This window comes from uncultured Brachyspira sp. (assembly GCF_944390845.1).
In the GTDB taxonomy this organism is placed as follows: Bacteria; Spirochaetota; Brachyspiria; order Brachyspirales; family Brachyspiraceae; genus Brachyspira; species Brachyspira pulli.
In genome coordinates this window covers 1-13079 of record NZ_CALXRM010000078.1, presented here as the reverse complement: position 1 = coordinate 13079, position 13079 = coordinate 1, and the positions used below count along the sequence as shown (strand labels likewise).

The window sequence follows — 13079 nt, the reverse complement described above, 5'->3', positions numbered from 1 at the left end:
ATTTTTAGTCTAAATCTAGGTTATACCCTACATTTAATACATATATTTTTAATATAAAGTTCTAGTAATTGCGTTTTTCGCGTAGCGTATCCGAAGGATAAAAACTTTTTTGTGCGTCAAAAAAAGTTGATAATATTACATAATGTGCAGTAGTCGGTAAAATGAAATTCTTTCAGTATATACTAATTGTATATTATTTATAAAATTGATTATTAAGTCAGATAAAAATAAATTTCTAGTTTATAACTAAATTTCATTTACAAAAATAGTAAGATATAAAAACTTTATAATAGTTTATTATATAAAAAATAAATTTATAATGACATAAAAAATTATCATTTAATATAATGAAAATATAAATTAATTAAGAAAATTACAACACTATTATTAAAAATATTATATCAATTTATGATACGAAAACATGTTCCTCATAGAATTCTTTAGCCTTAGCATAGAATTCTGCTGCTTTATCATAATTGCCATTAATAAATTCAATATTCCCCAAATGGAAATAAGAGCTGGAATCAGGATCTTCTTTTATTTTTTTAGTGTATTTAGCTTTGCTTTCTTCTAAGTTAGGATAATTGTCTCTTAAGCTTTTGCTTCTAAGATTTTTAAGAGCAAGAACTTCAGGAGTATCAGCAGGGTACATAGCTAAAGCCTGCAAATACATACTTTCTGCCCTTTTGTAATCTTTAATTTCATGCAAACATACACCATAATAGTGATAATCATTATGGTCAGCTAAATTGTTGTCTACTAATATTTTATAAAAATTCATGGCTTCTTTATAAAGTTCATTTCTAAAGAAGTAATTAGCCATATAAACTAAAGCAACTCTGTCTTTACTATTTATTCTAAGTACATTTTTAGCAGCTTCTAAGCCTTTATCTTCTTCTTTAAGTAAAGTACATAAAGATAAAAATTCATAATAAGGCTCAAGATTTGAAGAAGTATATAAAGTAATACCTTTTCTATAAAGCTCGAAAGCTTCCTGAAGTTTATATTCTTTTTTAGCAATAGCCCCTAAAAGGAAATATGCTTCTGCTGCCATCCAATACTCTAAGAAAGTATTTAAAAATATTTTAGCATGTTCATAATCGCCGTTATCAAATAAAGAAACTGCTACCTGTAAATACGATTTCATATCTTCGGCAGTACTTAATCTCATACTTCTCTTTAAAGCCTCAATAGCTTCTTCATTGACTCCTTTTTTTAAAAGTTCCTCTGCAAGATTGCTTAATTTCATTGCTTTAGTATTAGTAGACACATTAATCTCCTTATTTCATTTTAATGAACTGCTCTAACATAAACTTCTTTAGAGAAGCCGCTCTCTATATCTCCGCTTTCTCCGCCTATAGCTGTAATAGTAAAATAATAAACTTCATTCTCTTTTAACCCTTCAACATAATACTCGTTCTGATTTCCTACAATTATAGGTGTGTGCTCTGCCTCATTATATACACCTGACTTAGTTCCGTAATATATTTTATAACCAACTATATCCTTATGATCTCCTTCCCATCTCAATACAACAGAATTATTATTTACCGCTGTAGCTGTTAAATTAACAGGTACTTGTGGTAATCTTCCCTTATGATAAACTATATCAACATTGTTTAATGTTGGAGTAATATTTCTATCTACATTACTTTTTAATACAGCTCTTATTTGCATATATCTAACACTGTTGCTATTAGATACATTTGTATTTATATCACTGTCTAATAATTGCCAAGCTATATTATCATCATCTGGAGCAAAATAATAATCGGAAGTTCTATAATATAAATCTATATAAGAACCATTAGTATATTTGCCTGTATAATTAATAGCATCTATAAATGTATTTTTATCATTAAAATCTATAACTTTACTTATTATTTCCCCATCTAATGAATATCTGTACAAATTAAAGTTTTGTTTATAAGTAGGTGTAAAATAGAATAAATCCATACCGCCTATAAAACCTTGTCCTAAATATAATGGATCTAACTTTATATTGTCAAATTCAGCAATATAAGGAGAACCTGTTTTATCTCCAGTACTTGTTAAATATACAACTTCTTCTTCAAGTCCATCTATATATTTAACCAATTTACCTGTAGAAGCATCAAAACTAATACTATGATGTCTCCATTCATTTTCTTTTAAATATTCTCCCTGAGATAAAATAACATTCGTATATTTACCATTATAAGAAAATAAATTATTAAACTGCCAAACTAATCTTCCATTTATAATGTTTGCTCTTATACCTGAATACTTTGTAGCACCATTATCATTATATATTGCCATTTTTGATAAAACTTGTGAGTTCATTCTCACCCTATATGGATTTAAATAAAACTCAATAGTAAAACTTGTCATAGTATTATATTCATCTATACTATTATCATTTATATAATGATCTATTTTCACATAAGATCTAATATTCGGGAAAAATATAGCATTTCCTCGATTAGCTCCTTCAGTGTACTTTATATCCGGACTATAGCTAATACCATGAGAATAAGTAGAACCCAAAATAGAATGTCCAAATATTGAAGGTATACTATCTAATTTATCTGATGACAAAGTACCATTATTTAATACATAGCTGTTTGTAATATTATATAATGTACTGTAGTAAATATTATTTGTATCTGAAAAGACATCGTAAACAGCCGCATTTAGATTGACTGTTAAAAATAAAATAAATGTTATGAAAATACTTATATAACGCACTTTCAATTCCTAATAGTTTTTATAATTCTTTAATAATTATTCGGATATTTTTTTAATTCCATTATTAAAAATATACTAAAAACACTAATTTAAAACTGTACGTAAATACAAACTGTAAAAAATTATAAAATAAATTCTATATTATAAATATAAAAAAAATAAAAATATGTTATTATTATTTTTATCATTTTTAGTTATTTAAATTAAGGATTAATGATGAAATATAAATTGATAATTATTACTTTTATAATAAATACAATACTATTTGCAGATATGACAACCGGATTCTTTGCCGCTGTTCATAGTGCTGACATGAAAACAGTGCAGGAATATATAACACTTGGAATCAATATTGATATACAAGACGATAAAAGAAGAACTGCATTAATGATAGCAATGTATAAAAATGACTTCAAAATGGCTAAACTTCTTATTGATAATAATGCCAATGTAAATATACAGGATAGTAAATTTAATTCTCCAATTTTATATGCTTGTGAAAAAGGTTCTGTAAATATGTTAAAAATAATGTATCAAAAGGCAGATTTCAAAAGTACATTTAATATTTACGGAGCAAATGCCCTTATGCTTGCATGTGAAAACGGACATTTAGAAACAACAAAATTCCTATTAGAAAATACAGATGTAGATATTAATCATATAGACAATTTATCAAGAACGGCTTTATTAGAAGTTGTAATATTTGGAAAAGATAGTATTAATTATGTAGAAATTGTAAAGCTTTTATTAAATTATGGTGCTGACAAAAGCATAAAAGACAGCAAAGGAAACGACGCTTTATATTATGCAAAAGAAAGAAATTTGAAAAATATAGAAAAATTATTAATACAGTAAAAATTAATACATTAAAATTTGTTAAATAAAAAGACAAGAATATATAAAATTATACTCTTGTCTTTTTTAATTATTAAAAACTATTTTATTAGTCTTTTTTAACTTCAGTACCAGTAGAAGCATATCTTTGTAACTGAACAGCAGCAGCTTTAGGGTTCTTAACTACGCAAGGTCCTCCAACACAACCACCATTACAAGCCATAACTTCAACAAGGTTTGGAGTATCATCTGTAACAGGAGCTTCTCCGGATTGTACTTTACCATAACCTTTAAGCTGCTTCATACCTTCTTTATCAAGTCCGTTAATAACTGCAGCTTTTAATTTTTCTGGGTGTTTTAATCTTATTTTTACTGCCTCAGCAACTCCGCCGCTCATAGCATATTTTCTTCCGGAAGCTGTAGGAACAACACCTATATCTAAATCAGGCTCTTTAGCAACATCTGTACCAGTAGCTATAAATAAAGCATCTAATTCTTCCATAGATAAACAATAATCTACTAAATCATCATCTATACTTTCTCTTCTCTTAGCAAGACAAGGTCCTATAAATACATTAACTGCATCTGGATCTTCAGCATGCATCATTTCAGCTGTATAATGCATAGGAGTTCTAGTTTCTGATACACAAGGAACTAATTCAGGTACATGTTTTCTAACTGCTTTTACATAAGCAGGACAACATGATGTAGTCATAAGTTTATCGCCTCTCTCCATTCTTTCTTCAAATTCTTCTGCTTCTTTTTCAGAAGTAACGTCAGCACCTAAAGCTACTTCCCATACCTTGTGGAAACCTATTTTTAATAAAGCACTTTTCAATTGACCTGGTTTAGCATTGAACTGTGAAGCTATAGCAGGAGCATACATAACATTAACTTTTTTATCTTCTTTTAAGTGTTTAAGAACATCTAAAAGCTGACCTTTATCCATCATAGCACTAAATGGACATTCTCTCATACAGTTACCGCAGAATATACATTTATGATAATCTATTACCTCTTTACCTTGTTCATTTTTAGTAATAGCACCAACTGGACAAGATTCTTCACAAGGAACTGGTATATAAATAATCGCATGGTATGGACAGTTTTTTAAACATAATCCGCAGTTTATACATTTACTACTATCTATATGTGCTCTTTTTTCATCTAATATAGTAATAGCGTTTTTAGGACAATTCATCATACAAGGTCTAGCTAAACAAGCCTGACAAGCATTAGTTACCATAAAATTAGCTCTTACACAAGCATTGCATGCCTCATCTAATACTGTAAGCATTGGCCAAGTTGGTTTTTCTCTTTCTAATGCCAATTTAGCATATCCAGACAATGGAATACCGCTGTCTTCTTTACCTTCAACACTTATACCAAGTCTTGCCATAATTCTATTTTTTATTATTTCTCTGTCGTTATGTATACAGCATCTTATAGATTTACTGTCTCTTGGTATTATTTCTATAGGCAATCTATCTATATCTTCTATCAGTCTGTCCTCAATAAACATTAATGCTATTTTTACCAAAATCTCTTTTTTTAATTGAGAAGCGTTATTATTAATATTCACTTTTTACTCCTATGTTTTTTAAGTGATTTATTGTTTGATATAAACAATGAAAAATATATATTTTATTATCTATTATAATATGAAAGAGATTTTTTTCAAGTATAATATACAAACAATGTACAAAAATTTATTGTATAGAGTATTCATATTATACATATAATCACTTAAATAAATGAATAATTTATCAAATATAAAACAAAATAAAAATATAGTTTATTTCTTGACAAACGACCTTCAAATAACTATATTGAATATATAAATAGAATTAAATAATATTAAGAAAGGAGTTTATATGCTTATAGGATGTCCAAAAGAAATAAAGAATCAAGAATACAGAGTTGGTTTAACCCCTTCTAATGCTGCTGACTATATATTACATGGAAATAAAGTAATTATAGAATCCGGTGCTGGAAAAGGATCTGGATTCAGCGATGAAGAGTATGCAAAAGTTGGAGCTGAAATAGCAGATAAAAAAAGAGTATTTGAAGCAGATATGATCATAAAAGTAAAAGAACCTATAGAAGAAGAATATGAATATTTTAGAGAAAATCAAATATTATATACTTATCTTCATTTGGCTGCAGATAAACCTCTTACAGATATGTTATTAAAAAGAAAGATTAAAGCAGTTGCTTATGAAACTATGAAAGATGAATTTAATCAATTGCCTTGTTTAGCTCCTATGAGCTGTATAGCTGGAAGATTATCTATTCAGGAAGCTGCTAAATATTTAGAGAAAAAATTCGGAGGCGAAGGCGTATTATTAGGTGGAGTTCCAGGAGTACAAAAGGCTAATGTAGTTATACTTGGTGCTGGAGTTGTAGGACTTAATGCTGCTCAAATTGCTATGGGATTCGGTGCTAATGTATCAATAACTGATATTAATATAGCAAGACTTTCATATATAGATCAAATATTTAATATGAGAATAAATACCTACTTTAGTGCACCTTCTACATTGGAAGAATTATTTAAAACTGCTGATGTTGTTATAGGAAGTGTTCTTATACCTGGTGCTAAAGCTCCTAAACTTTTAAGAAAAGAACATTTAAAAATTATGAAAAAAGGTGCTGTTATAGTAGATGTTGCAATAGACCAAGGCGGATGTTTTGAAACTTCTCACCCTACTACTCATGATGATCCTATATTTATAATAGATGATATAGTACATTATTGTGTTGCCAATATGCCTGGTGCTGTAGCTAGAACATCAACTATAGCTCTTACTAACTCCACAACTTATTATGGTATAATGTTGGCTGAAAAAGGATTGGAAGAAATTTGTAAAACTAATAACACTTTGCTTACTGGTTTAAATACTTATAATGGAAAATGTACGTTTAAAGGTGTTGCTGATGCCTTTGGTATAGCATACACCGACCCTAAAACTGCCTTAGGATTTTAAAAAACATAAATAACTTTTATTTATCCTGCTGTTTGCTCTCCCTAAAAAACAGCAGGATTCTTCTTCTATATTCTAAAACAATTTTTATATAAATACATAAAAAAATATTATCAAATAATTATACAAAAATTTACAAACATATATTGACATAAATATATATTTAATATAATCTTACTTTTAAGAATAATACTATAATAGATATCAAAATATATTAAAGTTTATTCTCATAAATTAATAAGAAGATTATCAAATTTATAAGTACATAAAACTCCAAAATCGCTATAAGATACAAAATATTTTATAGCGATTTATTTTTTAACTGAAATTCTAATTATTAATTCTTTTTAGATGCATTGTCTATTATCTTTTTATAAGGCATTAAAATATATTCATTCATCTTATTTTTCATTTTGCTTTGCATTGAAGGAATAGATATTAAAGCACCTACCAATTTTATTTGAAGCATTTTCATTCTTTGTTTTTGAGGAAAATCATAAACATTGTGTTTCTTATAATATTTATGATCCTCTTTCATAAGTCCCTGCATAACATATATCAAATCTCTAAATATTTTCATTCCGCCTACACCATAAAAGTTTTTAGGTCTTGTACATTTATTATCAATAGCATATTTCATTATAGAAGATAATTTTAATAATTCATCATAAGCATCTCTATTATAATCATTAGCTACATGAGTTAAGAAATTTCCTCCAACTTCACAGCGTGCTTCTACAAGAGTCTGTAAATTATATTCTTTATCATAATCACCGCTTATAATATATCCTACAGGCATTCCCTCTGTAACCATTCTATGTCCATTGCAGAATTGTCTATCCTCATAAAGTTTAAAACTAGAATGTGTATAATGATTCTCTATACTAAAAGCATATATAATAGCATCAGCAGTTTGTATATCTTTACGTAGAAAATCATCAAATCCATCTTTATAAACACATTTTCCAGTAACAGCACATCCAAAACAGCTTAAACAGCCCCCATGAAATTTATAATCTCTAATATTAATCTCTCTAGTTTTATACGGAAAAATACTTTTAAAATCTTCTATCATATTTCTTAAACTTTCATCATTATCGCTGCAGTTTGTAAGTATTAAAACATCTTTTTCCTTATTATTAGCACCATTATCATCTGTGCATTTTCTTTTATACACAATTTTTTCTTTTTCTTTATTATTATCATTTTGTTTAATATGCAAATTATTCTCAGCACAGAAAATTAAATAATTAAAGAAATTTATTGCATCATCTTGTCCTTTCTTTTCTATTAAATCTTCCATATCAGCTGAAAGCCCTTTTATGTATTTCAATCCTAAATCTAAACAGTTTTCCTCTACAAATTTATGTGCTGTTATATCATAAAAATGTTTAGAAGTTGAAACTTGTGTTGCAAATTTATTTTTTATATTTATATTCTTTTCTTTTAATAATTCTATAAATCTATATAATTGATATGGAACTAAAAAAGTATATACAGGATAAGAAAAAATAATAATATCTGTATTTTCCAATTCTTCTTTTATCTCATCAAAATTCTTTTCATAATGTTTTATTTTCTGACCTACATTCAAAAATGTAAATTGATGTTCTATAAATAATTTTTCCAAAAATAATAATGTTTGTAAAGTAATACTATTATTGCCTTTAGGGCTTCCATTTATTACTAAAATTTTCATAATGCTATCCTTAAAATTAATAATGATATGTTTTTTACAAATATTTTAATTGATTTAAATATTTTTACAATTATAATTTATAGAAAATAAATAATAAAAAAGGAATTAGTATGATAAAAGAAAGAATTACAATATTTATTACTTTATTAATGAGCATACTTATTTTAAGCTGCTCTCAAAATTCTGCAAATAATCAGCCAAAAATAGAAGATGTAAAAACAGATTATTCAGATAAAAATAATTGGATTGTAATACCGGAAAATCCTAATGATAGAGAAGTTGATGTATTTTATTTATATCCTACAACTTGGTCAAGAACTGATACAAATGAAAGTATAATATGTCCTATAGATTATATACCTATGAGAGCAACTGTTACTAATGCAGTGATAGCACATAGCGGAATATTCGATGAAGTTGGAAGTATATATGCTCCATTTTACAGACAGGCTGATGCTATATATATTTTAGATAAAAAAAATAATATTAGTAAAGAAGAACAGAACAAATATTTTTATTCTATTCCAAAGGAAGATGCCATTGCTGCATTCGATTATTATATAAAAAATTATAATAATGGCAGACCTTTTATATTAGCAGGACATTCTCAAGGTGCTATGATGATAAAAGAAATATTAAAAGATTATTTCAAAACAAATGAAAATTTAAAAAATAGAATGGTAGCTGCTTATATATTCGGATATTCTGTTACACAAAAAGATTTAGATGAAAATCCTCATTTGAGATTTGCAAACAGTGAATATGATACAGGAGTTATAATATCTTATAATACAGAAGCACCTGATTTTAACGGATACAACCCTACACTTCTTGAAGGAGCAATATCAATAAATCCTATTACTTGGACATTAGATGAAACTTTAGCAACAAAAGAACAAAGTATAGGAGCAAATATAGGATCAAATTACGGAAATCCAACAAAAATAGCAGATGCAAAAGTCGATAAAAAAAGAGGCGTCATAAAATGCAGTACTATAAATCCTGATGATTTTTATTCAGGTGAAAATAGTATATTTGAAAAAGGAGTTTATCATCAATATGATATAGCTCTTTACTATTATGATTTAAAAGAAAATGTAAGAAAAAGAGTTGGTGCTTTCTGGAAATAATAAAAGAATATAAAATAAAAGTGGGCAAGATAATGAAAATAAATTATCTTGCCCTCAACAGGTTTATAAAATATAAATATACGAAATTGTCTAATTAATTAGCTACAAACTCTTTACCCCTCTTATCTAAAACATTTAAACTTATAGCATTTAATCTAACCGTTTCATAGTTATCTATTTCAAATATTTCAACAACTCCAACTATCTCAATCCAGTCTTGAGGATTAGGTATAGTTCCATTATAATTAAATTCAAATCCTGCAACGCCGTCGTAACCGCAGCAGCCGGGACCATATCTGAATACAAAATTAAGTTTCTCTCCAGTTTCTTTATCTACAAATCCATCATATATACCTTCTAATTTTATAACTTTGCCTCTGTAATCATCTGGATTTAAATAAATATCATTGCATTGATTTATAAACATTCTTTCCCTTATTTCTATAATATTATTCATATCAATATTAGAAGTATCAGTTTTACTTACTTCTTTATCTGATTTATCGCTAGGGCTTCCATAATCATATTTTTTTTGCGGTATATCAACATAATTTTTTTCTATATTGAACCAATCATCATTATATTCTTTTTTGGCACAAGAAGAAAATGATAATAATAAAACAAATAATAATAAATAATATCTCATATTACTACCTCCTTAACATTATCTCAAAAACTTTCCAATGATACTAAATATCAAAAGCATAGCCAAATTCACCATAACTATACAAGCACCTGTAGGATATTCCAATTGAAATGAAGCAACTATACCAATAAAAAAACAAAATACTGATAATACAGCAGATGAAATTATTACTCCTTTAAAAGTATTAAATATCCTCATAGATGTTAATGCTGGAAATATTATTAAACTTGATATCAGCATAGCCCCCATCATTCTCATACCTAATACTATTATCAAAGATGTTAGTATTGATATAAGCATATTATAAAATTCTGCATTTATTCCAACAGCTCTAGCATAGTTTTCATCAAATGTTACTAAAAATATTTTATTATAAAAAAGTATATACAATGCTATTACAACTATACTAACAGCTATACTTATATAAACATCGCTTTTACTCATAGCAAGTATACTTCCAAACATATAATTACATACATCAGTATTTATTCCTGTTTTTACAGTAATTGCTATAATACCAACAGCCAATGATACACTTGATATTAAAGCTATAGCTGCATCTCCTTTTATTTTACTGTTTTCGCTTAATCTTAAAAGAAGTATAGAAGCTATTGCAACTATAGGTATAGAAAGCTGAAAAGTAGAAAAACCTAATATCATAGATAAAGATAATGCTCCAAATCCTACATTTGAAAGACCAATACCTATCATAGAATATCTTTTTAAAACTAAATTAACTCCTAAAAGTGCAGCACATAATGATACTAATATTCCGACTATTATAGCTCTGACAATGAAAGTATATGAAAAAAGTTCCTGAAGCAAACTAATCATTTCATATCCTCCCCTGATATTCTTTTATATATATCTGTTTTTATATAATCCTCTGTACTTCCAAAGAATAATACATTTTTATTTAAATGAAGAATCTTATTGGAATACTTTATTGCACTTGTTATATCATGCGATACCATTATAATAGTTACTTCATCATTCAATTTTTTTATTAAATTATAAAGATCTATAGTAGCTATTGGATCAAGACCCGTAGAAGGTTCATCAAGTATCAATAATTCCTTAGTAGAACATAATGCTCTTGCTAATGCCACTCTTTGCTGCTGACCTCCTGATAAATCCTTATAAGATTTTTTTTGTAAATTATCTATATTAAGTTTTTTCAAATTTTCTAAAGTAATTTTTTTATCTTTACTTGTATAAAATGGTATAAACTTTTTTTTATTTAATCTTCCGGAAATTACAACTTCAAATACACTTGCCGGAAATGATTTCTGTATTATTCCTTGCTGAGGCAAATATCCTATTTCATTTTTCTTTATATTATTAAAAGATATATTTCCATTTTTAGGTTTTATTAGTCCTAGTATTGATTTTATTAAAGTAGTTTTTCCTGAACCATTTTCTCCTATTATAGAAAGATAATCTCCTTTATTCAAAGAAAAATTGATATTAGATAATACCTCATTACTATCATAAAATACAGATAAATCTTTTATATTTAACATTAACTTAATACCCTTTATAATAAATACGTAAAATTAATTCAATCCTTTCTTTAAATTTTCTAAATTATCTTTCATTATAGATAAATATGAAATTCCAGAGTCAAATTCTTCTTTACTTACATTCTGTCCAGAATGAAGTCTTAGTTTATTTACTCCTGTTTGTTCAATTAAAGTATTTGCAATTTTTTCATTGCTTAATTCTATATAATATAAATAAGGTATATTATTATCCTTAATATAATTTATTAAATAAGCTATAGTTTTTGGACTTGCATCTACTTGACTGCTGCATCCTGTAAAAGGTGCTCTATATTCTAAACCATACTCATTAGCTAAATATCTAAATGGAAATCTATCTCCAAATACAATATTTTTTCTTTTAGAAGAATTTACTGCTTGCCTAATTTCATTATCTAATACTTCTAATTCTTTATTGTACTTTGCTGCATTTTCTTTGTATAAATTAGCATTATTAGCATCTACTTCTGATATACTTTCACAAATAGCATTAACCATTAATTGAGCATTTTTTGGCGATGTCCATATATGTTCATCATAAATACCTTCATGTGTATGTGCTTCATTTATATCATTATCATCATGTTCCTGATGATTCAATTCATCTTCATGATTATAGTCTTCATCATGCTCCATACCCTCAACAATTTCTTCATCTAATGCTTTTACATAATCAATTAATTTTACTATTTTTTTGCCATTAGTATCCATTGATTTTACTATTTTTTCGGCCCAAGCCTCACTTTCTCCGCCTATATAAATAAATACATCTGCATTTTGTATATCTATTATATTAGCAGGGGTAGCATTAAATGAATGAATCTCTATTCCTGGTTTTATAACCATTTGCAAATCAAAATTATCTCCAATTATATTCTTAGTAAAATCATATATTGGAAATATTGTAACTACTATCTTTTTTCTTTTATCATCACTTTTTTCAGCATCATTTGATTTTATATTGCATGAAACAAATAATACTAATATGGTAAAAAGTAAAACCAATATCCTTTTCATAATAAAATCCTTTTATTTTAAAAACCATAAAAAATAAATAAGTTAAAAAAATATTAATAAACAAAAGGATTTTAAAATCAATTTATCAGTTTTACCTTCAGAGTTGTTGGATTAATATTTATATAAAAAATAGTTCTGACTTTTTTAAAAAAACAACTAAATAAAATAGCTAAATATATAATTATAGAACTGTATGGGGATAAAAATTTAACGACTTTATTTATTATTGTAGAAATAGAAAAAATATCCAAACAAGTTTCACAGCTTTCATTTACTTGATGCACATGACTATGTGAATGATGTAATACGTAACATGCGGGAAAAATATACACAGATATTATAAATGTAAGTAATACTATTATTAATTTCATGTCATTATTATAATTTATAATAAATAATTGTCAATTATAAAGATTTCTTTTTAATGTTTAAGAGCCATAGATATTGCACATTTTTAGTTTAAAAAAAGAAGGTATTCCTTATAATTTAAATTGTTAGAAA

Annotated in this window: 11 protein-coding genes; 3 read left to right on the top strand and 8 right to left on the bottom strand. The window is 26.6% G+C overall.

Translation table 11 applies throughout. The annotated features are described in order from the left end of the window. Positions 1-406: 406 nt before the first annotated feature. Together Q0K52_RS12745 and Q0K52_RS12740 are read right to left on the bottom strand one after the other, a co-directional pair. The gene (locus Q0K52_RS12745) at positions 407-1270 is read right to left on the bottom strand and encodes a tetratricopeptide repeat protein (RefSeq protein WP_297299999.1); all 864 of its coding nucleotides are present in this window, start codon (positions 1268-1270) and stop codon (positions 407-409) included. A 20-nt stretch (positions 1271-1290) separates the two neighbouring features. After that, the gene (locus Q0K52_RS12740; RefSeq protein WP_297299997.1) at positions 1291-2727 is read right to left on the bottom strand and encodes a fibronectin type III domain-containing protein; all 1437 of its coding nucleotides are present in this window, start codon (positions 2725-2727) and stop codon (positions 1291-1293) included. 216 nt (positions 2728-2943) lie between these two features. Between Q0K52_RS12740 and Q0K52_RS12735 the strand changes: the two genes are divergently transcribed. After that, complete coding sequence (locus Q0K52_RS12735) at positions 2944-3582, top strand: ankyrin repeat domain-containing protein (protein ID WP_297299996.1); 639 nt, start codon at positions 2944-2946, stop codon at positions 3580-3582. A gap of 88 nt (positions 3583-3670) precedes the next feature. Here Q0K52_RS12735 and Q0K52_RS12730 read toward each other — a convergent pair whose 3' ends face one another. Further along, a complete protein-coding gene (locus Q0K52_RS12730) occupies positions 3671-5143 on the bottom strand; it encodes a 4Fe-4S dicluster domain-containing protein (RefSeq protein ID WP_297299994.1) in 1473 nt (490 codons plus the stop codon). A gap of 292 nt (positions 5144-5435) precedes the next feature. On the opposite strand from Q0K52_RS12730, the gene ald reads away from it, so the two are divergent. Beyond that, positions 5436-6548: an alanine dehydrogenase gene (ald, locus tag Q0K52_RS12725; RefSeq protein WP_297299991.1), complete on the top strand. Its 1113-nt coding sequence runs from the start codon at positions 5436-5438 to the stop codon at positions 6546-6548. Between the two features lie 334 nt (positions 6549-6882). Here the strand turns inward: ald and Q0K52_RS12720 are convergent, their stop codons facing one another. Then, positions 6883-8244: an NAD(P)H-dependent oxidoreductase gene (locus Q0K52_RS12720; RefSeq protein WP_297299989.1), complete on the bottom strand. Its 1362-nt coding sequence runs from the start codon at positions 8242-8244 to the stop codon at positions 6883-6885. A 110-nt stretch (positions 8245-8354) separates the two neighbouring features. Here Q0K52_RS12720 and Q0K52_RS12715 point away from each other — a divergent pair, with 110 nt between their 5' ends. Then, on the top strand, positions 8355-9374 hold the full coding sequence (locus tag Q0K52_RS12715) for a DUF3089 domain-containing protein (protein WP_297299987.1): 1020 nt from the start codon (positions 8355-8357) through the stop codon (positions 9372-9374). Positions 9375-9468: 94 nt separating this feature from the next. On the opposite strand, the gene Q0K52_RS12710 is transcribed toward Q0K52_RS12715, so the two are convergent. From Q0K52_RS12710 to Q0K52_RS12695, 4 genes are read right to left on the bottom strand one after another with little or no spacing between them, the layout of a single operon-like run. Continuing rightward, a complete protein-coding gene (locus tag Q0K52_RS12710; protein ID WP_297299985.1) occupies positions 9469-10020 on the bottom strand; it encodes a hypothetical protein in 552 nt (183 codons plus the stop codon). Positions 10021-10038: 18 nt separating this feature from the next. Further along, a complete protein-coding gene (locus Q0K52_RS12705; protein ID WP_297299983.1) occupies positions 10039-10854 on the bottom strand; it encodes a metal ABC transporter permease in 816 nt (271 codons plus the stop codon). Beyond that, on the bottom strand, positions 10851-11543 hold the full coding sequence (locus Q0K52_RS12700) for a metal ABC transporter ATP-binding protein (protein ID WP_297299981.1): 693 nt from the start codon (positions 11541-11543) through the stop codon (positions 10851-10853). Before Q0K52_RS12700 ends, Q0K52_RS12705 begins: the two co-directional genes overlap by 4 nt. A gap of 33 nt (positions 11544-11576) precedes the next feature. Continuing rightward, positions 11577-12578, bottom strand: a complete 1002-nt coding sequence (locus tag Q0K52_RS12695) for a metal ABC transporter substrate-binding protein (RefSeq protein ID WP_297299979.1) — start codon at positions 12576-12578, stop codon at positions 11577-11579. Positions 12579-13079: the final 501 nt, after the last annotated feature.

What these genes read in the sequence shown, in the direction of transcription:
- Q0K52_RS12735 (WP_297299996.1), top strand. Translation starts at nt 2,944, where the DNA reads ATGAAATATAAATTGATAATTATTACTTTTATAATAAATACAATACTA.
- ald (WP_297299991.1), top strand. Translation starts at nt 5,436, where the DNA reads ATGCTTATAGGATGTCCAAAAGAAATAAAGAATCAAGAATACAGAGTT.
- Q0K52_RS12720 (WP_297299989.1), bottom strand. Translation starts at nt 8,244, where the DNA reads ATGAAAATTTTAGTAATAAATGGAAGCCCTAAAGGCAATAATAGTATT.
- Q0K52_RS12715 (WP_297299987.1), top strand. Translation starts at nt 8,355, where the DNA reads ATGATAAAAGAAAGAATTACAATATTTATTACTTTATTAATGAGCATA.
- Q0K52_RS12710 (WP_297299985.1), bottom strand. Translation starts at nt 10,020, where the DNA reads ATGAGATATTATTTATTATTATTTGTTTTATTATTATCATTTTCTTCT.
- Q0K52_RS12705 (WP_297299983.1), bottom strand. Translation starts at nt 10,854, where the DNA reads ATGATTAGTTTGCTTCAGGAACTTTTTTCATATACTTTCATTGTCAGA.
- Q0K52_RS12700 (WP_297299981.1), bottom strand. Translation starts at nt 11,543, where the DNA reads ATGTTAAATATAAAAGATTTATCTGTATTTTATGATAGTAATGAGGTA.
- Q0K52_RS12695 (WP_297299979.1), bottom strand. Translation starts at nt 12,578, where the DNA reads ATGAAAAGGATATTGGTTTTACTTTTTACCATATTAGTATTATTTGTT.